24 protein-coding genes are annotated in these 25,188 nt (G+C 61.5%); 6 read left to right on the top strand and 18 right to left on the bottom strand.

Annotated elements, in window-relative coordinates; translation table 11 throughout:
* Positions 1 to 4 precede the first annotated feature (4 nt).
* The 13 genes from CVS28_RS13880 to CVS28_RS13825 all read right to left on the bottom strand — a co-directional run bounded on the left by CVS28_RS13880 (position 5) and on the right by CVS28_RS13825 (position 13,803).
* Complete coding sequence (locus CVS28_RS13880; protein ID WP_103466631.1) at positions 5 to 184, bottom strand: hypothetical protein; 180 nt, start codon at positions 182 to 184, stop codon at positions 5 to 7.
* Between the two features lie 328 nt (positions 185 to 512).
* On the bottom strand, positions 513 to 3,053 hold the full coding sequence (locus tag CVS28_RS13875; protein WP_243399899.1) for an excinuclease ABC subunit UvrA: 2,541 nt from the start codon (positions 3,051 to 3,053) through the stop codon (positions 513 to 515).
* 87 nt (positions 3,054 to 3,140) lie between these two features.
* Positions 3,141 to 3,395 (bottom strand): FAD-dependent oxidoreductase, encoded by a 255-nt coding sequence (locus CVS28_RS20350; RefSeq protein WP_341476413.1) that lies wholly within the window; start codon positions 3,393 to 3,395, stop codon positions 3,141 to 3,143.
* A 119-nt stretch (positions 3,396 to 3,514) separates the two neighbouring features.
* Complete coding sequence (locus CVS28_RS20345) at positions 3,515 to 3,709, bottom strand: FAD-dependent oxidoreductase (RefSeq protein ID WP_341476412.1); 195 nt, start codon at positions 3,707 to 3,709, stop codon at positions 3,515 to 3,517.
* Positions 3,710 to 3,784: 75 nt separating this feature from the next.
* Complete coding sequence (locus CVS28_RS13865) at positions 3,785 to 4,471, bottom strand: hypothetical protein (protein ID WP_103481904.1); 687 nt, start codon at positions 4,469 to 4,471, stop codon at positions 3,785 to 3,787.
* A 115-nt stretch (positions 4,472 to 4,586) separates the two neighbouring features.
* The gene (locus CVS28_RS13860; RefSeq protein WP_103481903.1) at positions 4,587 to 6,257 is read right to left on the bottom strand and encodes a dipeptide ABC transporter ATP-binding protein; all 1,671 of its coding nucleotides are present in this window, start codon (positions 6,255 to 6,257) and stop codon (positions 4,587 to 4,589) included.
* Positions 6,254 to 7,147, bottom strand: coding sequence for an ABC transporter permease (locus tag CVS28_RS13855; protein WP_103481902.1), 894 nt, complete (start codon positions 7,145 to 7,147; stop codon positions 6,254 to 6,256). Before CVS28_RS13855 ends, CVS28_RS13860 begins: the two co-directional genes overlap by 4 nt.
* Positions 7,144 to 8,121, bottom strand: coding sequence for an ABC transporter permease (locus tag CVS28_RS13850; protein WP_103481901.1), 978 nt, complete (start codon positions 8,119 to 8,121; stop codon positions 7,144 to 7,146). Before CVS28_RS13850 ends, CVS28_RS13855 begins: the two co-directional genes overlap by 4 nt.
* A gap of 25 nt (positions 8,122 to 8,146) precedes the next feature.
* The gene (locus tag CVS28_RS13845; RefSeq protein WP_103481900.1) at positions 8,147 to 9,811 is read right to left on the bottom strand and encodes an ABC transporter substrate-binding protein; all 1,665 of its coding nucleotides are present in this window, start codon (positions 9,809 to 9,811) and stop codon (positions 8,147 to 8,149) included.
* Between the two features lie 191 nt (positions 9,812 to 10,002).
* Positions 10,003 to 10,812, bottom strand: coding sequence for a DUF1206 domain-containing protein (locus CVS28_RS13840; RefSeq protein ID WP_103466620.1), 810 nt, complete (start codon positions 10,810 to 10,812; stop codon positions 10,003 to 10,005).
* Positions 10,809 to 11,609: a phosphatase PAP2 family protein gene (locus tag CVS28_RS13835; protein WP_103466619.1), complete on the bottom strand. Its 801-nt coding sequence runs from the start codon at positions 11,607 to 11,609 to the stop codon at positions 10,809 to 10,811. Before CVS28_RS13835 ends, CVS28_RS13840 begins: the two co-directional genes overlap by 4 nt.
* Positions 11,610 to 11,742: 133 nt before the next feature.
* Complete coding sequence (locus CVS28_RS13830) at positions 11,743 to 12,678, bottom strand: diacylglycerol/lipid kinase family protein (protein ID WP_103466618.1); 936 nt, start codon at positions 12,676 to 12,678, stop codon at positions 11,743 to 11,745.
* A 48-nt stretch (positions 12,679 to 12,726) separates the two neighbouring features.
* Positions 12,727 to 13,803 carry an App1 family protein gene (locus tag CVS28_RS13825; protein ID WP_103481899.1) on the bottom strand — a complete coding sequence of 359 codons (1,077 nt, stop codon included), beginning with the start codon at positions 13,801 to 13,803 and terminating at the stop codon, positions 12,727 to 12,729.
* A 331-nt stretch (positions 13,804 to 14,134) separates the two neighbouring features.
* Here CVS28_RS13825 and CVS28_RS13820 point away from each other — a divergent pair, with 331 nt between their 5' ends.
* The 3 genes from CVS28_RS13820 to CVS28_RS13810 are packed head-to-tail and all read left to right on the top strand — an operon-like array spanning position 14,135 to position 18,145.
* Positions 14,135 to 15,097 (top strand): pyridoxal-phosphate dependent enzyme, encoded by a 963-nt coding sequence (locus CVS28_RS13820; RefSeq protein ID WP_165788162.1) that lies wholly within the window; start codon positions 14,135 to 14,137, stop codon positions 15,095 to 15,097.
* Positions 15,094 to 16,728, top strand: coding sequence for an FAD/NAD(P)-binding protein (locus tag CVS28_RS13815; protein ID WP_103481897.1), 1,635 nt, complete (start codon positions 15,094 to 15,096; stop codon positions 16,726 to 16,728). Before CVS28_RS13820 ends, CVS28_RS13815 begins: the two co-directional genes overlap by 4 nt.
* Positions 16,729 to 16,738: 10 nt before the next feature.
* A complete protein-coding gene (locus CVS28_RS13810) occupies positions 16,739 to 18,145 on the top strand; it encodes an alanine racemase (protein ID WP_207797214.1) in 1,407 nt (468 codons plus the stop codon).
* Positions 18,146 to 18,199: 54 nt separating this feature from the next.
* Here the strand turns inward: CVS28_RS13810 and CVS28_RS20170 are convergent, their stop codons facing one another.
* A complete protein-coding gene (locus tag CVS28_RS20170) occupies positions 18,200 to 18,676 on the bottom strand; it encodes a hypothetical protein (protein ID WP_243399898.1) in 477 nt (158 codons plus the stop codon).
* Between the two features lie 229 nt (positions 18,677 to 18,905).
* Between CVS28_RS20170 and CVS28_RS13800 the strand changes: the two genes are divergently transcribed.
* Positions 18,906 to 20,054, top strand: a complete 1,149-nt coding sequence (locus tag CVS28_RS13800; protein WP_165788161.1) for a carboxylate-amine ligase — start codon at positions 18,906 to 18,908, stop codon at positions 20,052 to 20,054.
* Here the strand turns inward: CVS28_RS13800 and CVS28_RS13795 are convergent.
* The 4 genes from CVS28_RS13795 to CVS28_RS13780 form a co-directional block, all read right to left on the bottom strand.
* Positions 20,025 to 20,561: a DUF6328 family protein gene (locus CVS28_RS13795; protein WP_103481896.1), complete on the bottom strand. Its 537-nt coding sequence runs from the start codon at positions 20,559 to 20,561 to the stop codon at positions 20,025 to 20,027. The genes CVS28_RS13800 and CVS28_RS13795 overlap by 30 nt on opposite strands.
* Before the next feature lie 241 nt (positions 20,562 to 20,802).
* On the bottom strand, positions 20,803 to 21,699 hold the full coding sequence (locus CVS28_RS13790; protein ID WP_103466611.1) for an SDR family oxidoreductase: 897 nt from the start codon (positions 21,697 to 21,699) through the stop codon (positions 20,803 to 20,805).
* Positions 21,700 to 21,755: 56 nt separating this feature from the next.
* Positions 21,756 to 22,097 carry a hypothetical protein gene (locus CVS28_RS13785; protein WP_103466609.1) on the bottom strand — a complete coding sequence of 114 codons (342 nt, stop codon included), beginning with the start codon at positions 22,095 to 22,097 and terminating at the stop codon, positions 21,756 to 21,758.
* Between the two features lie 155 nt (positions 22,098 to 22,252).
* Complete coding sequence (locus CVS28_RS13780) at positions 22,253 to 22,816, bottom strand: Dps family protein (RefSeq protein ID WP_103466608.1); 564 nt, start codon at positions 22,814 to 22,816, stop codon at positions 22,253 to 22,255.
* A 671-nt stretch (positions 22,817 to 23,487) separates the two neighbouring features.
* Here CVS28_RS13780 and CVS28_RS13775 point away from each other — a divergent pair.
* Both CVS28_RS13775 and CVS28_RS13770 read left to right on the top strand, forming a co-directional pair.
* Positions 23,488 to 24,459: a DNA topoisomerase IB gene (locus CVS28_RS13775; RefSeq protein WP_103481895.1), complete on the top strand. Its 972-nt coding sequence runs from the start codon at positions 23,488 to 23,490 to the stop codon at positions 24,457 to 24,459.
* A gap of 260 nt (positions 24,460 to 24,719) precedes the next feature.
* Positions 24,720 to 25,181: a hypothetical protein gene (locus tag CVS28_RS13770; protein WP_243399897.1), complete on the top strand. Its 462-nt coding sequence runs from the start codon at positions 24,720 to 24,722 to the stop codon at positions 25,179 to 25,181.
* Positions 25,182 to 25,188 lie beyond the last annotated feature (7 nt).

The following is a 25,188-nucleotide window of genomic DNA, read 5'->3' as shown; positions in this document are numbered from 1 at the left end:
TCCCTCAGGGGCAGGAAGGGCCGGCCCCGACCCGGACCGCAGCCGCGGAAGCTTGGCGGATGTTGACCAGATCCACGCGCACGATCTCACGATACTGGCGATCGCGCAGCTGGTTGAACTTTTGCTGGTCCACGGGCGTGAAGAAGATCCGCTTGAGCGAGGACTTTATGGGTTTGGCGTTCATGGCGGCACCTCTTTTCAACGCTGGCAGTGAATTGCTGGACCTATTGTGGCGCGATAAATAAAGCCTTCATTTCTGTTTCGAAATGAATGAAAAACGGCATTATGAGAGGAAAAAGGTCAAAGGATTGCGGGCTGTGCCAACGATGGGGTGCGGCGAACGGGGATTGACAGGCGTGCCGGGCTGATTCGTCAGGGACTACTAAATAAACGGCAGGAGAATGAGCGCATGAATCCAGTCACCGGCGCCATAACCCTGAATATCGATTAATTGCCGCGATTGCGGAATTAGTACCCGTTCCCGTTCGCCACGTTCACGCTGGCCCCTCTTGTCAGCGTCGCGCCAATGCCAATGAAAGGTAGGCCGCGGTGCGGCCCATCCCTGCGGCGGCCACATCTTCCGGCGTGCCGGCGGCCATGATGCGTCCGCCGTCCGCTCCGCCGGAGGGGCCAAGATCGATGACCCAGTCGGCTGCAGCTACTACGTCCATGTCGTGTTCGACCACCACCACGGTGTTTCCGGCCTCCACGAGGCGGTTGAGCTGATGCACCAGCAATCTCACATCGGCGGGGTGCAGCCCTGTGGTGGGCTCATCGAGCAGATACAGGCTGTGACCCCGCGCAGGGCGTTGGAGTTCGGTAGCTAATTTGATGCGTTGGGCTTCCCCTCCGGAGAGTTCCGTTGCGGGCTGGCCAAGCCGGAGGTAGCCCAAGCCAACCTCACGCAGAGTCGACAAGCTTCGTGCAGCGGAGGGGATGGTGCCGAGCACTTCCGCCGCAGCGTCCACGCTTAGCTCAAGGATTTGCGCGATGTTTTTCCCTTGAAATTCAACAGCCAGGGTGTCGTCGTTGAAACGGGAACCGTGGCACTTCGAGCAAGGCCCGTAGCTCCCCGGCAGAAATAACAGCTCCACAGCCACCGCACCTTCACCGAGACACGTTTCACAGCGTCCACCAGGAACATTGAACGAGAACCGTCCGGCCGTGAAACCCCGTGCCCGCGCATCTTTGGTGGCAGCGAACTCACGCCGGACGGCGTCGAACAACCCCGTGTAGGTCGCAAGATTTGACCGCGGCGTCCGGCCAATGGGCCGCTGGTCCACTTGGACAACCCTTTCCCCATGTCTAAACCCAGATGTTTGACTGGCGCCTTGGATGCCGTGCCCAGCTGCAGCGCTGCTGAGCATTTCCAACAGGGTGGACTTGCCTGAACCGGACACCCCGGTGACGGCAGACAAGACTGCCCGCGGTATCTGGACAGTGATGTCCTGCAAGTTGTGCTTGGTTATCCCGGCAAGGTGCATCCAGCCTTGGTGGGTCCGCCTGAGGCCTGAAGTTTCAAGCGAAGACGACGCTGGCTGGGGTCCGCCTGTGGTGCCGGGCTGTTCCTGCGCGAAATAATTCTCCGACACCAGGCGGTCCAGCGGGGACGACGGCGAGGCGTTGCCCAGCAAATATGGGCGCGTGAGGGATTCCGGCACGTCGGCCAGGCCCTCGATGGGTCCGCTATAGAGTACCTGTCCACCTTGTTCGCCGGCCCGGGGCCCCACATCCACAAGCCAGTCGGCTTTGCGGACCATGTCCATGTTGTGTTCAACAATGAAAACGGTGTTACCTGATTTCTTCAGCTGCCCCAAGACTTCCAGCAGCGGTTCGGCGTCCGCCGGGTGCAGACCTGCGGATGGCTCATCCAAGACGTAGATGACCCCGAAGAGCCCGGAACGCAGCTGAGTGGCTATCCGCAGCCGTTGCATCTCGCCCGGGGAGAGCGTCGGGGTGCTTCGGCCAAGGCTCAGGTAGCCAAGGCCCAGATCCAATAGGACCGTAATGCGCTGAAGCAGATCCTGAGAAATCGCTGCGGCAACAGCCTCCCTGCTGCCATCATCCCCAGCCCGCTCAGCGGCGAGGGCGCGGAGGACCGCGGCGAGATTGCTTAAGGGCAAGGCGTTCATAGTGGAGATGTTGCGGCCGTCCACCGTCACCGCCAGAGCTTCGGGTTTCAGGCCGCTGCCTTCACACTCGGGGCAGGGTCCGGACTGCATGAACGTTCGGGCGCGCTCGCGCATGGGCTCACTTTTGGAGTCTGCGAGGGTGTGAAGCACATGGCGGCGTGCACTCCAAAACTTGCCCTTATACGGTTTTGCCACTCGGTCCCGCTGTGGCGTCACTTCCACGACCGGCTGCTCGTCGGTAAAGAGAATCCATTCGCGCTCCTTCAGCGGCAGCTTCTGCCAGGGCGTGTCGACGTCGTAACCCAGGTGGGTGAGGATGTCTCGAAGGTTTTTTCCCTGCCATGCTCCCGGCCAGGCGGCAACGGCACCTTCCCTGACGGTGAGGCTGGGATCAGGGACCAACAGCTGTTCGGTGACGGTGTGGGCTGTGCCCAAGCCGTGGCACACAAGGCAGGCCCCTGCCGCTGTGTTGGGGGAGAACGAATCTGAGTACAAGATGTCTGCGCCATCGGGGTAGGCCCCCGCCCGCGAGAACAGCATGCGCAGGGAGTTTGACAGGGTTGTGACGGTCCCCACCGAGGAACGGGTGCTCGGTGTGCCGCGCTGCTGCTGCATGGCCACGGCCGGTGGAAGTCCTGAGATGGATTCCACACGCGGATTGTTGCCTTGTTGGATCAGGCGGCGCGCATAGGGTGCCACCGACTCAAAGTATCGGCGCTGGGCTTCCGCGAAGATGGTGCCAAACGCCAACGAGGATTTTCCGCTCCCGGAGATCCCGGTGAAGGCCACAATCGCATCGCGGGGGACGTCCACATCGACGTTTTTGAGGTTGTTCTCCCGGGCACCGCGCACTTGGACAAACCCTTGGCCCTGGCTTCCGAAGGCGGGATGGTGCGGGGCTGAGCCAAGTATAGTTGCCATCATTCGACACTAGGCCATGAGTTCCTGGGAACGGGAATCTCTACGCCGCTGGCTGACAGGGATCCAGCTGCGCCGGGGCGTGGCGCTCTAGGTCTTGCCTGCCCTTGGCATGCGGCCAAGGGCGGGCGTGAACTTGAAACCGTGGCCGGAGAACCCTGCACCCACCACCACCGGACCATGCCTGTCAAGGGTGCAGTCGCCGGAATCGGTGGATGTGTAGGTGCAGCTGATGGGATCAAAAGAATCCGCATCCAAACCGGGAAACCAGTCCCGGACGTAGCGACGAAGAGCATCCATCTGCAATGGCTCGGCAGTGAAATCCCGGGTATCGGGATCCAGCATCGGGTCCAGGCTCCTGCCGTGTCATGGCGAAACTGCACGCCGCGGCCTTGTGCCGCCGTCCGCAGCGCGATCAGGGCGTCGGCTGCCCGAACCAGGCCCACCCGATCCAGCAGCTGCATTCAAGTTTCTTCTGCCAGTCCGTCCCGCAACCTTAGGGCTTCGCTGACCAGGCTCAGGTATTCGGCCTGCTGGTAGGCGGTGCTGAAGTTGCGGGTGGCTCCGTGGGACGCACCCAGGCTGTGGCCTGGATGCGGTTCCAACAACACCACGGACTTGCCGTTGCGAGCCACAGTCAACGCGGCGGCGCTGCCCATGGCGCCGCCGCCAACGACCACAACATCAACAACCCTGAAACAGGCTGTCCTCTCAGGGGGAGCTGCGCCGCCGTACTACTTGGCGGGCTTGGCGGCCTTGGTGGGCTGGGTAGGCTTGGCGGGCTGGGCCGGGCCTTCCATGAGACCGGCCAGCCCGGACTCAGGGGCACGGTCCGGCGCAGCCGGTCCTTCGGCGACGACGTCGAGGGCCACCGTTTCCGTAACCTCTGCGTCCTCGTGCACGATTTCCGTCACAGGAGCGTCAGTTCCGTTGGTCTCGAGTACTGAGCTGCGGTGGCGGCGGGCCTCAGCCAGCTTGAAAAGCCGTGCTGCCGCAACATCGTCGCCATCCTTCTCCAGGAGGGAACCGGCGGCCATCAGGGCCTCGGCGGCCACAGCATTCTCGCGGTAATCCAGAAATGCCCTTGCGGCCGGATCCTCGGTGATGCTGTTAATCTGGGCGCTGACGCGGCTGGCGTCAGCCAGGGAATAGCCATGTCCCAGCTGGTAGACCTCGTGGTACAAGAAGCCATAATTTTCTTCACGGAAGTCCATGGACTTGTCCAGGCGTACCTTCAATTCGGTCTGCTCTGCGGGTGAGAGGTCGTCCACCTCGAGACCGAGCCGTTGGGCGAATTCGCGCAAGTAGGCGCCACTGGCTAGGGGCATTCCACTGTGCGGGTGCTGAGTTTCAACCGACTCAGGCTGCCCGTGCTGGGTGGTGGAAAAGAGGGCAAGGAATTTTTGGATCATGGCGTTCATGTGGTTCTCCATCGGTTAAAGCGGCCCTACCATCTTCCCAGCCTCAAGGGAGCTTTGCACGCATGATTTCCAGTGATACTCGCCGCAGTACGCAAGACTGAGTTGTTGCGCGCTGCTAGCGGCCGAGCAGTGTTGGCGCAGCGGCCAGCAGGGTGCGGGTGTATTCATGCTGTGGAGCCGTGAATACCTGCTCGGTTGCACCGGATTCAACAACTTCCCCGGCACGCATGACCAGCACCTCATCACTCATGTGCCTGATCACCGCGAGATCGTGCGAGATGAACAGGTAGCCGAGCCCAAGCTGGCGCTGCAAGTCATCCAGCAGGTCAAGCACCTGGGCCTGAATGGAGACGTCCAGGGCCGAGACTGGCTCATCACAGATCAGCACCCTCGGCTTCGGCGCAAGGGCTCGGGCGATGGCCAGCCGCTGGCGTTGCCCGCCCGAAAGCGTGCCGGGATTGCGTGCTGCCAACCCGGCATCCAAGCCCACCTGCGCCAGCAACTCGGTGATCTCCCCAACATGGGCACGTGGATTCCGTGTGGCACCACCGCTGAGTGCGTCGGCCAGCATCGCACCGGTGGACAGGCGCGGGTCGAAGGACGACAGCGGGTCCTGATAGATGGCGCCCAGCAATGCGCGCCGGGGCCTGCGCGCGGATTCGGGGACGGAGCTCCAGGGTTCACCGAGGAACTCGACTCTTCCTGCGCTTGGGGCAAGCAGGCCCAATGCCATGCGCGCGGTGGTGGTCTTCCCGGATCCGGATTCGCCCACCACCCCCAAGGTGCGGCCGGGCAACAGCTCGAAGTCAACGTTCCGCACGGCCGTCAAATCGGCGGACTTGCCCAGGGGGAAGGTCTTGGCAAGTCCACGAGCCCTGAGCAAAGGCCGCACGACGGCGCCCGGCAGACCGTTTGGTGCCGCAGCCTCGCCGGGCTGACTGTGACTGCTTGTGGCTGCCGTGGCTGCCGTGGCTTGGGCGGTGGGGGAGAGCCGTGTGAAGCGGGGCTTGCCAGCGGGGACGGCAGCCAACAGCGCGCGGGTGTACGGGTGCTGGGGGTCCTCGAAGATCTGTTCACGCGGTCCGCGTTCCACGATGCGCCCGCCCTGCATGACGGCAATCGTATCGGCCACAGTTGCCACGGCTGCAAGATCGTGGCTGATAAGGAGCATGCCGGAGCCGTTTTGGCGCAAACCACCAAGTAGCTCCATCACGGATGCGGCGATGGTGGCATCGAGGGCAGTGGTAGGTTCATCGGCAATGATGAGCACCGGGTCCAAGGCGATGGCTGAGGCAATCAGCGCCCGCTGGCGCATGCCTCCGGAGAGTTCCCCGGAGCGTTGGGCGGCCCTGCGGACCGGGTCATCGAGCCCCACCGCCTCCAGCAGCTCAATCACGCGTGCGGCACGTTCGGCCCCGGATCCTTTCGAGTGCACGCGCAGCGCGTCGTCAATCTCCTTGCCGACGGTTCGCAGTGGATCCAGCGAGGTCAGGGCATCCTGCAGAATGAACCCCACCTGCCTGCCACGGACGGTGCGCCAGCGGCGCTGTGAAAGGTTCCGGGCATCATGGCCTGCAACCTCCAGAGTTTCGGCTCGCACCAACGATCCGGATCCGGCCAAGCCGATCAGGGACCTGGCAGTCACCGATTTGCCCGACCCCGATTCGCCCACCAGAGCCAAACATTCTCCAGGGTTGACCGTGACGGAAACGCCCTGCACCACGCTGCGCCCGCCAAAGGAGACGTTGAGATCGGTGACCCGCAGAATGGGCTCGGCCGCGCTCACTGTCCGCCTCCGGACTTCAGCGACCGGGAGAGGACAGTGGATGCTGCGGCAACCAGCACAATAGCCAGGCCCGGGAAGAACGTCATCCACCAGGCCAGTGAGAGGTAGGTGCGTCCGGCCGAAAGCATGGTGCCCCATTCCGGCGCAGGCGGAGGTGCCCCAAGTCCCAGGAAACTCAGTGCAGCCGCCCAGAGAATTGCCTGTCCCAGACCCAAGGTTGCCAGCACTGTAATGGGAGCCAGGGCGTTGGGCAGGATATGTACGGTCAGGATTCTCGACCGGTTGCGCCCCAACACGGTGGCGGCCTCCACCATGGGGGAGGTTCGCAGGGCAATGATCTGGGCACGGATTATCCGCGCGTAGCCGGGCGCGCTGGTCAGTCCCACAGCTATGACAGTTGTTGCCACGCCGGGTCCCGCCAGGGCGATGAACACCAAGGCCAGCAGCAACCCGGGCAGGGCAAACAGCACCTCCAGGATGCGAGCAACACCAAAGTCCAGCCACCGCCCGCCAAAGCCGGCGATGGTGCCCAGCACCAATGCCAGGCCGAGCCCTATGGCGGTGGCCGCTGCCCCAATGAGCAGCGAGGGTCTGGCGCCGTGGATGATGCGCGAATAGATGTCGCGCCCCGATTCGTCGGTGCCCAGCAGATGCCCGGCCCCGGGTGCGGAGAATGCTTGGGCAGGGTTGATTGCCAGCGGGTCAAACGGTGCCAGGAGGTTCGGTGCAATCGCTGCAAGGACAAAAAACAGCAGCACGGCGGCAGAGGCAAGGAGGGGCAGACGCACCGCGAGCCGTCGCACCAAGGTGGCCTCACGCCGTCGTGCATGGGTTTTCTGCGGGTTCAACAGCGGATCTCCCACAGGCTTACTCTGCTGGAAGATGCTCATGATGGACCAATCCGTGGGTCCGCGATGCGTTCGGCAAGCTCGGATCCGGCCATGATCACCACGTAGGCAGCAGCGGAGAGCAGGGCCACGCCAGTGACCATGGGGATGTCCCTGGAGGTCACGGCGGCCAGCAGTGAACGGCCCAGACCAGGACGGGCAAAAATGGACTCAACCACCACCGCGCCGGAGAGCAGCGAGCCGAAAGCCCACCCCGAGAGTGCGATGGCTGGCAGGGCTGCATGGCGGAGGGAATGACGCAGCAGCACGCCCACCTCCGATTCTCCGCGGGCCCGGGCTGACAGGGCAAAGGCGGAACGCTGGGCTTCGAGCACGGTGTCCCGCATGACTTGGCCCAGGAAGCCTGCCAGTGGCAGTGCCAAAGTGATGACCGGCAATACCAGCCCGGCAGGGGTATTGGTGCTCACCGGCGGAAGCCACCCCAGCATGGTGGAAAAAACCAGGATCAGCACGCTGGCCAGCCAAAAGTGCGGCACAGCGGCGGAGACGATCTCCAGTCCTGAGCCCAGCGCCGTACCCAAGCCACCGCTCCGGGTGGACAGCACGGCCAGGAGCAGGGCCATGGCCCAGGCCACCAGCAATGCCAACACGGCGAGGATGAGAGTGGGCGGAATCAGTTCGCCAAGTACCTCCGCAACCGGTGTTTTCAGCGCATACGAGGTGCCCATGTCGCCGGTGGCCAGCCGCCACAGCTGGCCAAAGTACTGGACGTACAGTGGCTGGTCCAGACCATATTGGGCGCGGGCCGCCGCAAGGGCCTCGGCCGAGGCCTGCGAGCCAGGACCGCCCATGATGGCCTCTGCTGGATCTCCTGGAATCATCCGGATACCGAAGAAGATGGCCGTGGCAACCGCCCACAGCACAAAGATGCCCCCGCCTAGCTTGCCCAGCAGCCAGCGAACGGTTGACCAGGGAAAACCGGGGGACCGTGTGGGGGTGGCTGTGGATGTGCTCATGGGCGGGGGCGTCTTGCGAAGGGCTTTAGTTGCTCAGCCAGGTGCCAAAGAAGGTGGGGGATGCCACAGCTGTGGTGGTTCCCACGTTCTTCAGCTTCTCCGAGTACAGGAAGTGGTTCTGCTGGTTGTACAGCGGCAGCAGGTAGTAGCCCTCGAGAACCTTCTGCTGTGCCTGGGCATAGAGGTTCTTGCGCTCAGCCTGGTCCTTGGTGGATCCGGCGGTGTCAAGCAAGACATCAAGGCTGGGGTCCTTGACCTGGGAAAGGTTGGCGAAATAGCCCGACGGGGCAGGAATGGTGGAATCGGAGTGGAAGAGGATGGACAGGACCCCCGGTCCAACCTTGGTGTAGGGGGCCGAGACCAGGTTGTAGTTGTTGGTGAACAATTCGCCGTACCAACTGGAGAGATCCAGGAGCTTGATCTTGATCTCGATGCCCGATTCCTTGGCGGTGGCCTGCATCTGCTCAAAGAGCGACTGCTCCGCGGGAATGGATTGGCTGGTGCTTACCGGGAAGGTGAGGGAGAGCCGGGCTCCGTCCTTGACACGGTAGCCGGCGGAATCGCGCTCACTCCAGCCCGCTGCATCCAAAAGCTGGCCAGCCTTGGCCGGGTCATAGCCGAAGAGGGATTCCTCGGAGTGGGCCAGCGGTTCCACGCTGGAGAGGGGGGAGTAGGAACGCTTGGCAGTGCCGAAGAAGAGGGAGTCAATGCTGGCGTTGACGTTCACCGCGTGGACGAAGGCCTCCCGGACCTTGGCGTCATTGAACGGTGCCTTGGAGGAATTCAGCTCAACACGGTTCGAGGCGCCGGGGCGCGGTGCGTCCAGGTGCTTGATGGCAGTGTTCTTCTCAGCGGCGGCAATGGCGTCCGGCTGGGCGTTGTCGATCAGCTGCACCTCGCCGGCCTGCAGGGCTGCATAGCGGGTTGCTGCCTCGGGGATGAAGCGCCAGGTGATGGCGTCCAGGTACGCTGCCCCGGCATGTCCGGCCTTGGGGTCCGGGAGAACATATTCGGTGTTGCGCACCAGATTCACGGCATCCTGCTTCTTCCAGGACTCAACCTTGAACGGCCCGGTGCCCACGGGGGCTGCACAGTTCTCGGCCTGGCTGCGCTTGAGCGCGGTGGGGGATTCGATGGCAACCCACGGCATAGAGAAGGATTCCAGCAGTGAGTTGTCCGGGGACTTGAGCTTCAGCTCCAGGGTGTTGGCGTCGACGGCCTGCATGGAATCGATCTTGCCCAGGGCCAGGTAGCCGGTGGATGAAGCGGTGTCAGGATTCAACAAGTGCTCAAAGTTGGCCTTGACCGCCGCAGCGTCAAGGGCGGTGCCGTCGGTGAAGCTGATCCCCTCACGGATGGTCACAGTACGGGTCAGCCCGTCCTCGGACACGGTCGAGTCCTTAGCCAGCCAGGGGATCAACGTGCCGTCTGCGTCCTTGGTGTACAGCGTCTCCAGATACTGCGAGGCAACGAGGGCCTGCGGATAGTTGCCGCCAACGTGCGGATCCAGGCAGCTGGGTTCGGCATCGCCGGAGGCGTACACCAAAGTTCCTCCGGTGACAGGGGTGCCGGCATCGCCGCTGGCGTCCGACGTCGTCGTGCCGGGTGTGCAGCCAGCGAGAACAAGCGCTGCGGCCAAGGCCGCGGCGGCCGGAACTAGTTTGTTGGCCAAGGGGCGAACGTGAGTCATGAACTTCTTCCTGCAAACCGGTGACGTGGAGCGACGCATGGGTCCCAGCCGTCCGTTCCCCCACGGCCTGCAGCCATGAGGCACGCGTCGGCGGGCACCGCCATCAACCATAACTGTTGTGGCGGAGTTGACCCAGTGAAATGTGGGGCAGATCATAGGAGTTCAGGGCTATTGCCGCCTGGCACGGTTGGTCAAAGTCGGGCCAGCCGGGCCCGTGCAAAGCTGTAGACACCATACGCGCTGAGTCCCACCCCGATAAGAATCAAGATGGCCTCTCCGTAGGGCAAGGCGGCAAGGGCTTTTAATGCGCCGTCAAGGCCGGAGGCATCCTTGGGGTCGAGTTTAATGGCGGCCACCACGAACAGGATGCCGATGGCAATGATGGCGATGCCTTTGGCGATATAGCCTGTCACCCCCAGTACATCAATGGCCTTCCCTGAACCGCCGGCAGGCAGGGCGATGTCCTCGTGGAACTTCTTCCGGGCACCCTTGTAGACAAAGTAGCCGCCAATGCCGACCGTGGCGATTCCCAGAACTATCAGCAGGGCCTGCCCGCCGGGCAGTGTGAGGATGCTCCCGCTGGCTTGGCGGGTGCTGGTCGCGGAGTTCGTGGGTTGCCGGAGAGCAGCCGAGAGCGCGGTGGCGGCCAGGGCGAGGTACGCAACAGCCTTGCCACATGAAACCAGGCTGCGAACCCAACGCTTCTTGGACGTTGAACCGATGCCTAGCGCTGCCTGAAGGAGGAGCCACAATGCCAGAGCTGTGAGGCCTATGACGGCGGTCCACAGAAGGAGCATACCGCCGGGCAACTTATTCATCTGAGCAAATGCGCCGGACTGGTCCGACTCACCGCCTCGGTGGAGTGCTATCTGGATGGCCAGGTAACCCATGAGCAGGTGCATGAGTCCGCTGGCCGCGAAGCCAACCCTGGCGACTGTGGTCAGCACGCGGTTGTCCCCGGCCTCCCTAGCCACCCGGCGCGCTTTCTGGCCGGCGTTCATGTGCCGTCCACCTGGGGCTGTGAGTGGGCGCCGTGGATCTGTTCGCCGGGGACTCGAACCGTCCTGGCAGTGTCGATGGACATGAGGACTCCAAGGATGAGAAGCGAGAGGGCGATGGAGGCAGCAGTATCACTGAGCCAGTGGTAGCCGAGGTACAACCGGCTGGCCACCTGGGCCAGGATCACCACGGCGGCAATCGTGAACAGGAGCACCGTGAGGGACGTTTGCTGGCGTCGACTGGCGATCAGAAAAGCCAGGATCAACAGGAAATTTGAGGTTCCCAGGACATGGCCGGAAGGGAAGGAAAAGGTGCTGTCGGCCCCGAAGAGCATGAGGTCAACGGGTGGGCGGGGATGTTGGACAAGTCGTGGGATGGTTTGGGCCAGGAGCAATCCAGTGGCCATGCCCGCGGCCAGCAGGACTGGCCGCCAGGCATGCTTTGCCAGCAGCGTCCAGCCCAAGATGACCAGCAAGACGATGATGGGAAGTGCCACAGGGCCGAAGGCCACGGCCAGCACGATCGCCATGTCAGTCAGCGTGTCCGAGCGCTGAGAGATGAACCATGTTGCGACCGGCTGGTCAAATCGTTGAAGCCCCGATTGCGAAAGGACGCCAACCAGGAGAACGAGGAACAATCCCAAGCCCACAGCCGCCAGCGCGAGCGATGTCAGGTAGATCCCCCGTTGGGTGGAGGCAGGAACCAACCGCTCCTCCACCATGAACTTCTCAGACCAACTTGAGTGTTGCCGCCCGCTCAGAGCCGGAGCGCTCTGCTTGGATTTCTCCTTGTGACTCATGCGATCCGCCTTCCGACCCGTCAGGCACACGAAATCTGTCGTGCCGGGCTCCTGACCCTAGTATCGTCCCGTTCTGCTGCGGCGGGAAGTGCGTATTTCGCGGAAGAGCCTCATCTATGTGGAAGTGGCCGTTTTACTGCCCCTCCACCGGTGAGCCAGTCATTCTGATGGTCAGCGCCAACGGTTCAACCGTGACCAACAGATGTGTTGCCGTACCCACATGGTCACCGTCGACTTGGAATTCCTGTGGACGGTCCAAAGCTATTTCCACCGACTTGCCGGAGTGGGTTTGCGCGGAGCTGTTGCTGCCCCTGCCAAAGATTCCCGCGATGACGCGAAGCCAGCCAAACCGGCCGCGGGGTGCCAGTACCAGCAGGTCCAGGATGCCGTCGCTCACCGATGCGTCCTCGAAGATTTCCAAGCCACCCATCAATTTTCCACAATTGCCCACCATCACGCTGCGAACCCTGCGGTGGACGGTGGAGTGTCCGTCAATCGTCACCGTGGCCGTGACGGATTTCCCGGGCAGATGCCGGATGCCGGATTCAACGTAGGCCAGCCAACCCACTTTGTCCTTGAGCCCGTCGACGGTGTCGCCCATGATCGATGCGTCGTATCCAAGCCCGGCGGCGACCAGGAACAGCTGTTCATGCATCCCGTGGTCCACCACCGCCCGGGCGACGTCCATAGCTGTCTCCGTTCCAGCCAAAACACCCCGGCCCGCGTTCAGGGGATCCGTGACGTCGATGCCCAAGTTTCGGGCCAGCAAGTTGCCTGTCCCCAGCGGCAACAAACCCATCGCTGTGCCCGTGCCTGCCAGGACTTCCGCGACAGAGCGGACGGTGCCATCACCGCCCGCGGCAATGACGACGTCGACCCCTGCCGAGAGTGCCTCCCGCGCCTGACCGCCGCCTGGGTCTTCCTCGGTGGTTTCCAGCCACAAGGGCTCGGCCCAGCCAGCATCCGCGCACAGCTGGAAGAAGTTCGACTTGAAGTTTCCGTCAGGGGACTTCATCGGGTTGATGACCACGGCGGCACGTGTGCCGATCCGGAGGTGGCTATCTGTCATGGTGACCTTCTCATTGGAGTGGATGGTGGACGGGGAATGAAACCGAATCTAGAGAAAACCGTGGGTTTTCAATTGTTGTGCCAGCCCGGCCCCATCCGGCGCGGAAACCCACGTCACGGTGCCATGTTCAGTGTGGGCAGCATCCTCCGGTGTACGGCCGCCGGCAAGCAGTGCTTCACCGGGAGACAGCTGGCGGATGGCAATCGCTGCCGTTTGCGCAGCATGAGTACGGGCAAAATTGGCATAAATTTCCGGATCGTGCTGGCCGTCGTCGCCCACCAGCAGCCACTGAATCCCGGGGAATTCCTGTGCAAGCCGCTCCAGATTTCGGCGTTTGTGTTCGGGTCCGCTTCTAAACCAGCGCTGACGAGTGGGACCCCAATCGGTGAGCAGCAGGACGCCGTCGGGGTACAAATTCCGGGCTAGGAACCGCGCCAGGGCCGGTGCCACGTTCCAAGGGCCCGTGGAAAGGTAGACCATGGGCGCCGCAGGGTGCTCGGCAACAATCCGATCGTACAAAACCGCCATGCCCGGAGTAGGCGTCCGGGCCCGCTCGCTGACCACCAGCGTGTTCCACAGAGCCAGCAGCGGCCGGGGCAGCGCCGTCACCATCACGGTGTCGTCAATATCGGAGACTATGCCGAAGGTGGTTTCCGGTGCCAGAACCAGAAGCCGTCCTTCGGCCTGGTCGGCAACCGGGCTGCGGAGGGTGAACGTGTGCCAGCCGGGGGACAAGTCAGCGTCCAAGACCACGTCCACGAGTCCACCCGAGTCTGCGTGCACAGTATGGGTGACTCCGCCAACCTCCACCTCAACTTCGCTGTTCCGGATCGGCACGCTCGTGAAAGCACGCCAGCCGCGCAACGTGGCCTTGGTGGCACCGGACTTCCTCATCATGACCATGCGGGCCAGAATTCGCACCCAACCGGCGCCGCCGTATCCTGGGTAGGCGACGATGGTGGGCACAGCGCCGGTGGCGTGGGCAATCCGGGTGCGAGCCCCATGGACTGCGTCGGCAACGTGCATGACCGAGGACAGAAGAGCCAGCGCCGGGGGTTGATCCACGGCACCACCGTCTTTCCGATCGGAACTGTCGAGCTGGACTTTGCGTGTGGGCCGGGTCATGACTCTACTGTCCCACAAACCGGTGGCCCGAGACTGCTTCGACAGCAGACTTGCCGGATACACCCGGGTGACTTCCCGAGTTCCCGATTTCCCGTGCCGCGAACAAGAAGGAGTACCAAAGGCCGTGAAACACGCCCCCGAAGACTCACCGGGATGGTTGGATTGGCATCTAGACTAGCCAGACGCCAACAAAATGGCGGTTTGACCAGTTCGCGGTTGTAATGCATAACCTTGGCCCCGCTGCACTGGCACCGGAGGCCCCGAAGTAAATGTGCGCATAGTAGAAATGGGACGAGCAGTTTTGGATAGTCTGGGAACGCTACAGCCATTTGTGACTCCGACGGTGAAGCTCAGCCGGCTCTTCGGGTCACACGATGTTGAGATTTACGCCAAGCTTGACCTGCTTCAACTTGCCGGCAGCACCAAGGAACGGACTGCGAATGGGCTCGTTGAGGAACTGCTGGGCTCAGGCCAACTCCTTGCCGGGGGCATGATTGTCGAGTCAACTTCGGGGAATCTGGGCATAGCTTTGGCGCGACAGTGTGTGGTTCGCGGCGTCAAGTTCACGGCAGTTGTCGATGAAAATGCCAATCCTCTTGCCCTAAAGCTCATGGAGGCGTACGGGGCAACGGTGGATCGTGTGGAGACTCCCGCAGATGGCAACAAGTTGTCCGCTCGACGGCGTCGAGTCAGGGAATTGCTGGATAAGAACCCGGGCTCGGTGACCACCAATCAATATGGGTCCGTGGCCAACCCGCGCGCGCACTTCACCACCACCATGCCGGAAATCATCGCCGGATCCGGCGGGAACCTGGACTACTTGTTCGTTGCCACCAGCACCACCGGGACTCTCCTTGGCTGCCAGCAGTACATTCAGGCGCACAACCTTGACACCAAAATTGTTGCTGTGGACTCCGTAGGGTCCGTTCTCTTCGGCGGGAAGTCCGGCACGCGCCGACTGCCGGGGCTGGGCGCTGGCATAGTGCCGGAGTTGGCATCCGGAGCCGATCCGGACCTGGTCTTCCAGATCGAAGAAATCGACATGGTCAGAGGTTGCAGACTACTTGCACGCCGGGAGGGCATTCTGGCCGGTGCGTCCACGGGGGCAATAGTTGCCGCCATGCAAACGCTGGTGCCCACACTGGCGGCAGGTGCACGCATTGCGTTCATGGTCCATGACACAGGGGTGCCCTACCTGCAAACGGTCTACAACGATGATTGGGTTCGCTCCACGCTCAATACGGAACCAGATCAGGGGACCACGGCCGAATCCGACGATCTTTGGGGCAAATGATCCGCCTGGCCGTGATCGGCGGCGGACCTAAGAGTCTCTTCGCCCTGCTCGCGCTTCACGACCGGCTCACTTCAGCTTCCTCCCGCCAGATCACTGTCGATGTGTTCGACCCCTTTCCTCCCGGCTCCGGCAGCGTGTGGCGAGGAGAGCAACCCGATGTGCTGCGATTGAACGTGAACATGGGCATTGTGGATGCTTCCTCCTCACTCAGCAGTGAGAATTTCTCCGCTTGGGTGAGGCGGGTTGCCCCGGAATCACCTGCGGAGAAATACCCGCAGCGAGTGTTGGTGGGCAGGTATTTGCGGGAGCAGTTTCAGTTGCTTTCCCAGCACGGAAACATGGCAGTAGTTCACGCCCCTTTTGTTGTTACGGGGGTGGAACGAGCAGGCTCGACGTGGCGGGTGAGCGGCCCCTTCGGGTCACGTCACTACGACGAAGTTCTGCTGGCTACAGGGCATGGCCTAGCCGACGCCGTTGCTTTCACGCCGTTTCCCGGAGCCGCAAATCAACACGCTCTGATTGGGGACTACTCGACTCTAACCACGGAGAACATCCCTGCGGAGTCAACCGTGTGGATTCGCGGCGCCGCCCTGACCGCCTACGATGTGGCGCTTCTGTTGACCGAAGGCCGTGGGGGCTCATGGCAGTGGCCCGACGGCGACTGTCATGACGGAGCAGGGGTGCACTACCTTGCCAGCGGAGGTGAGCCCTTGCACATCGTTTTATCGTCTCGCAGCGGGTCACTCATGTACCCGAAGAGCGAATCAGTCCCTGAGCGGGTTTCCGCCTGCGTGGCGCACTACAAGCAGCCGCTGCGCGAGTGGGGCAGGCAGGTCCGTGACGAAGTGCCCGACTGCGGTGTTGGCCTCTCCGGGATGTGGTCGATTCTGCTTGACTGTGCTCAAGAGTGTGCCCACCTCATGGGGTCAACGGCGAGCGCCCTCTCGCTGTGGCGAACAGCCATGACTGGACGATCCGCAGATCCGGGACTGGATGCCGGGACATTGGCGTCAGCGGTGACGACCGCCGCAGGCTTGCGGGGCAGCCTGGCCGTCAATCACTATGCGGCACCGATCACCACAGCGTGGCTTTGGGCCAGGGTCTGGTCAGGGCTCTATGCGGACCTGGTGTTGGTGATGGACCGGTTGCCCAGGAGCAACCAGGCGCGGAAAGAGTTTGTCCGGGTCGCCCACAACCTGGAACGGTTCGCCTTTGGCCCGCCGGAGCTAACCGCACTTAAGCTGGTGGCGCTGTTCGACAGTGGAATTCTTCGCCTGGCCACACCGGGGGAGAGCCCGCCCCACGGGGCAGTGTTGGTGGACGCCGTGACGCCGGGGCCAGGTGCGCTCCACACTGCGGCACCTGGTGGCCGCCCCAGCAGTGACATTATCGCTGCCCTCTTGGACAGTGGGCATGTCTCGGTCGGCGATGGCGACCGCGGCTTGCTGACCGATGTGGATGGCACCGCCCTGGCCCGCGACGGGTCCAGGACTGAGTCGCTGTCCGCGCTGGGCCGTCCCACCGAGGATCCGACGCTGGGCCACGACACCCTGAATCGGGCTCTGCATGGGGAATACGGTCTGTGGGCCCAGCGCGTCGCGGACCGTGTCATCGACCAATTCGACTCATAGGGAAATGCTGATGAACGAAAAAATGTACGGAACTGCCCGGTTGACTGCCCGACTCGAACCTTGGATGGAGGATCTACTGAACAGTCCTGCTCGCTGCCGGGAGTTGATCGACGCTTACGGTTCCCCCGTCAATGTTCATGAGTTCGCAGCACTTGGGAGCAATGCCCAAGAGTTGCGCACAGTGGCAGCCGCCCACAGCATCGATTTTCAAATCTATTTTGCCCGCAAAGCGAACAAAACGATGGGGGCCATCGATCAGGCAATCCGTGCGGGATGCGGCGTCGACGTGGCAAGTCTCAATGAGTTGCGCCAGTGTCTGGACCGCGGTGTGCCGGCGGAACGGATCATCGTCACTGCTGCAGTGAAATCCAGGGCTTTGTTGCAGCTGGCCATCGCGTCCCGGGTGATTATCAGTGTGGATAACAAGGATGAGCTGCTAGAGGTCAGTGAATTGGCGGATGAGCGCGGGGAGAACGTCGAAGTGGCTCTGCGGCTGGCAGTTGCCCACCCCGCGATCCCGCCCACCCGTTTTGGCCTCCTCGCTGCCCGCTGGCTGGAAGTCCTGGGGGACACCGAACTTGCCTCCCGCGTCACAGTGGCCGGCATTCACTTCCACCTCAACGGTTACGACGCGTCCGCCCGCGCTCTTGGAATCAGTGAGGCGCTCAGCCTTATCGGCCAGTTGCGAACCATGGGCCACGAGCCAACGTTCGTGGACATGGGTGGCGGCATCCCCATGTCCTATGTGGATAGTGCCGAGCAATGGGAAAATTTCTGGTCCACGTTGGAACCGTTGCCCGCTGGCGATGAGACATTGACGTGGAAATCTGACAGGCTCGGCGCAACCGGGGGCGCTCCTGTTGCGGGGGTGTACCCGTACCACCAAGAACTCGTACGGGGTGCCTGGCTGGATGAAATACTCGGCTCCGCGACAGAACCTGGTTCGGTGTCGATCGCCTCCTCGCTGCGTCGTGCGCAGATCCAGCTTCGTTGCGAACCCGGCAGGTCGTTGCTGGATGGTTGCGGCATGACCATCGCCGAGGTCGCGTTCACGAAAAATCGCAGCGACGGCGTGCCACTGGTGGGGTTGCACATGAACCGGACCCAATGCCGTTCCACGTCAGCGGATTTCCTGGTGGATCCACTACTGGTGCACCAGGGGCAGCCCCAACGGAAGCGAACTTTCGACAGCGCCTTCCTCGTGGGAGCCTATTGCATCGAGGAGGAGCTTTTGCTGCGCCGCCGCTTCGAATTTCCGGCGGGAGTGGCCGCTGGAGATCTTGTGGCGTTTCCAAACACCGCCGGATATCTTATGCACATTGTTGAGAGCGCCTCACATCAATTGCCACTCGCGGCCAACGTGCTGTGGAACGGCGACCAGTGGGTGGCTGACGATATCGATCGGATGCAACTGTAAGCCGCACCAGTCGTGGTGTCTTCCCCGTGCAGTCAGCGTCTTGTGGGGCAGGTTTCACTGTTCCTTGGGGCTGCTGGCGTCTTCCACATAGGTCTTTCCGTTTTCATCCGTGTAGATGATGACGTCGGGAACCGAGCTGTTCTCGCCCGCTTTCATCGCCCGTGGAGTGGGAGGGGCGTCAATGGCGGACCACTCGGCGTCGCCCAGAACAGCACCAAGTCCTTGTGAGTCAGCGGTTGCTTCATCAGCGGGGATGGACTCTCCATACCCCCGTGCAACCTCCGATTCAGGCGGGATGCGCTGCCCCATGTCGGCAAATGTTCGCACTCCGTGGCGGTCCCAGCTCACGCGGACACTAGCTGAGCCGTCCTCTGGCTGCTGTAGCTCGGTCCTGATCTCACTCTCCGGCGCACCCATCTCCAGCAGCTTGTGCTGGTAGGAGGCAACGAGCTCTGACAAGCTTTCAGGAGTCCATTCACCTGGCCTGATCCGGGTTGAGATTTCTACTGGTTCTCCGTTGATCTGCGTCATGACAACCTCCAATTAGATGTGGCTCTTCCCTCCACGCTAGGGCAATAGGCTGCGTTGTCAACCACCTGTGTGGGCCGGGGCAAAACGCCGACTGGGCGTTCGGGTTCCCGCGGCGAAATTTGTGGACAGTCCTTGGAATCAGGACTAACGTTCTCCTCATCACCCGCTGCTGGGTCTGCCAGGGCCCATCGATGAGCAAGGCAGGGCCGAGTGGAAAGAGGCACCGAAGGTGTTAACTTTTGGGATTGAGGAAGAGTTTGTCCTGCTTGACCGCACATCCTTGACGCCCGTACCCCTGTCGGCGGATGTTCAACGGGATCTCGCCGAGCGTAATTTTGGCAGCGAAGTTGTTCAATCCGAGTTTCTGCGCTCGCAGGTGGAATTTGTATCCCCCGTGTTCACAACGTTTGAAGAGGCAGCCCACGCGCTGTGGAGCTTCCGCACAGCGCTCGTTGACTGCGCCGAGGATCATGGGGTGCTGGTAGCCGGCGTTGGTACGCCGTTCAACAACCCTGCGGGGCCCATGGTGACAGCGGACAGGCGGTACCAGGATATTGCCACCAGCATGGGCACATTGGCGCTCGAGCACCACATCAACGGTCTGCATGTACACGTGGGGATCCCGGACCGGGATGTCGCCACAAATGCCTTGAATTATCTGCGCCACTGGCTTCCCACCCTGCTGGCGATGTCGGCAAACTCCCCTTTTTGGTGCGGGAAGGACACCACCTTCGCCAGCTGGCGTGCCATTGAGTATCGGCGGTGGACTACAGCCGGGTGTCCACCAACGTTCATTGACGCAGCCGACTACGACAAGAGAACCCAAGCTTTGATCGGTATTGGTATTACCCCGGACATGGGGTCTGTTTCGTGGTCCGCCAGGTTGTCAGATCAACAACCTACGGTGGAAATACGAGTCGCCGATGCCCAACTGGAGCCCTCCACGACCCTCTTGTTGGCCTTGTTGGGCCGTGCTTTGGTGGCTACATCAATGACCCAGCCACTGCCGCCGCCGCTGGCAACCGGGCCGGAAATGTTGGATGCGGCGTTGTGGCACTCTGCTCGCCACGGACTCGGCGCCCAATTGGTGCACCCCCTGAACAACAAGCTGGCGCCAGCCTCGGAGGTGGTTCGCTGCTTGCTGAGGGAAACCCGCCAGGCACTGGATGAGTCCGGTGATCTCGCCATTGTCACGGCCTTGGCCGAGCAACTCCTTTTACTCGGCACGGGGGCCGACCGCCAGCGTCAGGCGTTTGTCATGGGCGGCATGGAAGGATTGAGTGCATTTCTGAGCAACGCCATCAAAAATGAGTCCTCAGCCCATCAACCAGTGGCTGGGCATCTTGGCCTAGGCGCCCCTCCGTCGCTGGCCGGGTGAGGAGGTGCTCCGGGACCGGATCCATAGTGGATAGATGCCCAGCATCGCCAACAAGGTGCAGCCGAACAGCACCGAAACCACGCCAGCCTGGAATCTTCCTAGAACCATGTCAAAGACCAGGGCAATGGTGCCGACCACCAGCAGGCCAATGAGCCATAACGCTATGCGGACCACACGGTGGCCGGAGGAAACCAGGCGGTCCTTCATCCGCCGGGCAAAGAGTTCGCGGTGCATCGCCACTGGAACCAGCATCAAACACGTTGCCAGGGCGGCCAAAATCACGTTGCCCAAGTACAGTCCGGTGGCCATGGCATCCAATTCAGTGAACCGGGATTGAAAAGGAAGCGTCAGTAGGAAGCCGGCAATTATTTGTGTACCTGTCTGCATGACTCTCAGCTCCTGCAGCAGGTCAATCCACTGGCGATCACGCTGTTCGTCGAGGGTTTCGTTTCGCCCGCTGACAGCCTCTTGGCCGCCCGGGTTGGCAGCTGCCGAATCGGTGTCCATGACTCGCGTGGTCTCCTTGCTGGGATCGGTGTGGACGGACTAGGAATTCCGCAGTGACTCAATCAGCGCTGCTTTGTGCAGCGTGGAGTAACCCTTGAGTCCTTTCTGGCCCAGTGAACGGATCCAAGCGCCCCAATTCCCATGGCCGCTGAAGCTTTGTAGCGTTGATTGTGAGCCTACGCCTCTAGGCACGGGGCCGATAGGCTCAATGACCGCGAACGTTCTCATGGGGGCCAAGACTCTACGGTGTGGGTGTGCCGCCATTGACGTTCAAGGTTTCGCCGAGCACATAGCTGGATTCTGGTGACGCAAGGAAGACATAGGCAGGCGCAAGCTCAGTGGGTTGTCCGGCACGGCCAAGTGGCGTGTTCTTCCCGAACGTAGGTAACTTTTCCTTCGGCTGGCCGTCACTGACTTGCAGGGGTGTCCAGAATGGTCCGGGCGCGACGGCGTTGACGCGGATGCCACGCGGAGCCAGCTGCTGGGCGAGGCCTTTGGTGAGGTTGTTGATCGCAGCCTTGGTGGCCGCATAGTCGATGAGGTTGGGGGACGGGTTGTAGGCCTGAACAGAGGTGGTGTTGATGATGGTGGCGCCGACTGGCAGGTGTGGCAGGGCCGCCTTGGTGATCCAAAAGATCGCGAAAATGTTGGTGGTGAACGTCGATTCGAATTGTTCGTCACTGAGGTCTTCAAGATTGTCCACGGAAATCTGCTTGCCAGCATTGTTAACCACAATGTCCAAGCCGCCGAGTTGCTGCGCCGCTGCAGCCACGAGGGACCGGGCGGCTTCTGCACTGGCAATATCACCGGGGAGTGGCACGGCGATCTGCCCGCATGCACGGATAATCCGTACAACGTCTTGCGCATCGACTTCCTCCTCAGGAAGGTAGGACAGTGCGACGTCGGCCCCCTCACGGGCGTAGGCAATGGCCACTGCGGCGCCAATACCGGAGTCGGCGCCCGTGATAAGTGCTTTCCGGCCGGTCAGACGTCCCGTACCGCGGTAGGAATGTTCTCCGCGGTCTGTTTGGGGCACAAGATCCCGGTCCAGTCCAGGCTCGGGCTGGTCTTGTTCCGGCGGACTGATGCTCGGGTAGCGCGTGACCGGGTTTTGAAATGTGTACTGGTCCTTCGTCATGAGCTATTCCTCTCGTTGAGCCGGCAGAATTATTGATCTGCTCTGCCACCTGACTATTACTTGGCGGGAGCGGCACCGCCTTCATCAGCCCAGTCTTGGCCTACCTTGTCGTTGAGTGCCGGGTCAGAGGTGACATCCGGAAGCGTGGGCGTTGTGGCCAGGCTGGGACCATCTTGGTGTGCCGCAGAGCTTGCAATGGTGTCTTTGACTTTATGTCCGAATTCATCTGCAACGTTTTTGAGTTGGTGCTCGACGCCGGTCACCACATCTTGCACACTGTCTTTTGCCCACAATGACTTCACAGACTTTTTCAGGTTTTCATAGCTTGTTCGCCCGGCTCTGGAACCCAAGATGTAGCCGGTGAGAACTCCTGCTGTAAATATCAGTTTCCCCTTCATGTCTTACTCCTTACTTTCTTGTTTAGGTGCAACGGTCGCTGGAAAGCTAGACGGCAAGTCCCGGACTGGTTCCGGGACTTGCCGCCAGCTGGATGAATCCTGATGAATTGCACACCGCCTCTTTGGGCGTTGCTCACCCGCGAGTGGGTGGGTTGCTACTGCTTTGCCGACTTTGCGGCGGCTTTTTCAGTTGCCGCGTTTGCATGGACGAGTTCCCCTGTGTTGCTTTCCAAGTGTGCCCGCAGGAACCATTGGAAGAGCTCCAGCTTGCCGCATTGTCCGATGAGGATGTCCTCGGTGATGGGGTCCAGTTCACCGGTGGCTGTGATGGCGTCCCGATGGCTTGAAATGATTCCCTCGTACACAAGGTCCAAGGCGGCTAGATGCTCAGTAGTCGCGGCCCGAGCTATTGAGTAGTCATTCCAGTCTCGGGCCTGAACGAGAGCGCCTGGCAAACCGTTGGGTGATACCCCGAGCGTGGCAATGCGCTCTGCTGTTTCATCGACCATCGCCCGAACCAGATCGATCTGTGGGTCCAACATTTCGTGAACACCAATGAAGTCCCGTCCCACGACGTTCCAGTGGGCGTGCTTGAGTGTGAGTTGGAGATCGTTGAGTGCATGAAGTCGTGCCTGCAAAACGGCGGCAATCTTGTGCCCGTTCTTGAGGGTCAAGCCGGGGACCGTAAATTTCGCTTTTGACGTCTTTTTGGAAACCATGAGAACTCCTGTCGAAGCCGGTCGATCATAGACGACCGTCGTGTATCACTCACGGCCAGTAACGCTGCCGATTCCTAAACTTTTCGAACCGGGTTTCCCGGCAGCGCTAAGGCGTTGGTGAATTTGCGGATGCGTACTGCTGAATGCTCTGTTGCCCTTGTGCAATGGCATAGTTTTCAGGGCGGCTATCCGGCATCAAATCGATCGCCCGGTTCATCCTCCCCTGACCCCTCGAGTGAACCACGCCTGGAATTTCCTGAACCGTCAGGCAAAGAGTCGGTGGTGGATCTGTCAGTGCCAGGCGGGTTGTTTGGCTCGGAATTTGTTGTTTCTGGATTGGGCATTTCATCCTCAGGAGCCGGCGACCCGTACCCGCCTTCTGGACTCTTTGAAGCGGAAGATGCGGGAGAAGAGTTCGTGCTCATGGTTCCTCCTTAATTCGATGAATTGTAAGGATTATTGATGTAGGAATACTCAGCTGCGCCTTTCTTCACCCTGTCACTTTGACGCTTTGCCGTCAACCCTTCCCGAAGCGCTGGGGCCTTCGGCCGGAGCCTGCCACTGGTTGGCGCGAATGAGGTTTTGGCGCGTAATATCGAGCCACGGCACACGGAACAAAAACCGAATTCGCCGTCTGGATGCAGGAATATCCGGTTCCGAAGGGCACATAAATGATCGAAGAGTTGAGACGCGTTGAACCCGGCCGGGGTGGAATTACTCGGCGGCGGTCCGGACATGGCTTTAGCTACTGGTCGGCAAACGGCCGCGCCATCAAATCCGAGCACATGCTGGGGCGCGTTCGTGATCTCGCCATACCGCCTGCCTGGTCAGAGGTGTGGATCGCTTCCCAAACGAATGCCCACATCCAGGCGACGGGGGTTGACGATGCGGGCCGCACTCAATACATTTATCATCCGCGCTGGCGAGATGCTCGTGACGAGGAAAAATTCGTGCGCTCCCTCGCCTTCGCACAGCGGTTGCCAACCATTCGGCGTCGTGTCTCCCTTGACTTGAAACAGACCGTGGACGGGCGGCGCCGTGCGATGGCCGCAGGGGTACGCCTGATGGATCGGGCGGGGTTGCGTGTTGGGGGTGCCGCGTATGCCCAGGAAAACGGCTCCTTTGGGGTGGCGACCTTGCAACGACGCCACGTTGCTGTCCATGGCCGTGCCCTCGAGCTCGCGTTCCGGGGAAAGTCGGGCGGCGCATGGAAAATCCGCGTCACGGATGAATTGCTGCGGGACTACTTCACCTCGATCCCGCGCACCCCAAGAACTGGTCCAGCCATCTGCAGAGCTGTGCGCGAGGGAAGACGCACCCGCTGGGAGCCCATTTCCGACGCGGAGATCAACAACTATCTTGGTGACATTGCGGGACACGGCTTTACTGCCAAGGACTTCCGCACCTGGCAAGGCACCGCTGTGGCGGCACTATCCCTGTCCCGGTCCCATCGTTCCGGAGTTCCCGAGCCTGAAGCGATTAGTGAGGCAGTTGATGCCGCTGCGACATGGCTTCACAACACTCCGGCCATTGCCCGGGGGTCCTACATCAACCCCCGCGTCCTTCTCTTGTTCGAGCAAGGTGTGGTGGCCAACCTTAAGCGGCAACCGGACAGCGCCGTGCTGGCGCTCCTGATGGATTGATTTGGCGTGCAGAGGTTGGTGCCATCAGCCCACAGCTTTTATGAAATCCTGGCTGTTCACTGCTGCATAAAGCGCCTGAGATGCTTAAACGAGCCCTCGCGCGCGGACGAACACCCGGACAACTGAAATTCGGTACCAGACGCTGAAGACATTGCGATCGTCGGACTGGCCCCTGCTCTAGGTGCACCGTGGCATTGCATCCAGTGTCCGAGGCCATGATTTCCCCGGCTGCTGGGTGGTGGAGGCATAGGCTGTCCATCATGGAGACTTCAATGCGGGATGACGGTCCGGATGCCAATCACCGACGGGGTGCCGGGGTGAGCGATGCAACCGTGCTGGCCTTGGGGAAACTTTCTGAGGCTTTGGAGGTGGTTGAGCATGCCCGCGGATACCTGTACGGGTTTCATCGACTGACGGGTACGGCCGATCTGGCGCTGGGAGAGGCGGTTGATCTGCTCCGAACGGCTGGGCACGAGTCACTGGCGGACTCCCTAGAGCAGCGAATGGTGGGCAGGAACGTCATCAGCGGCCGTTGGACGTTTCAAATAGTTGAAGATTACGACGACGGCTACTACGCGGAGTTCAAGGAGGCCGAGAGGCAGGCACGCCTTGAACTGGTGGAGGGGAAACGCCACCTGTTTGAAGCCGAGATGAAAGAAGACAGACGGTCCCATGGCCAGGCTCATCATCAGGCCCTGCCGCGAGAACTGGATGGCCAATAGACGTGTG

It is taken from the genome of Arthrobacter glacialis (assembly GCF_002909415.1).
Classification (GTDB): Bacteria; Actinomycetota; Actinomycetes; order Actinomycetales; family Micrococcaceae; genus Specibacter; species Specibacter glacialis.
The sequence above is the reverse complement of the archived record's forward strand: the minus strand, read 5'-3'. Positions and strand labels throughout refer to the sequence as shown.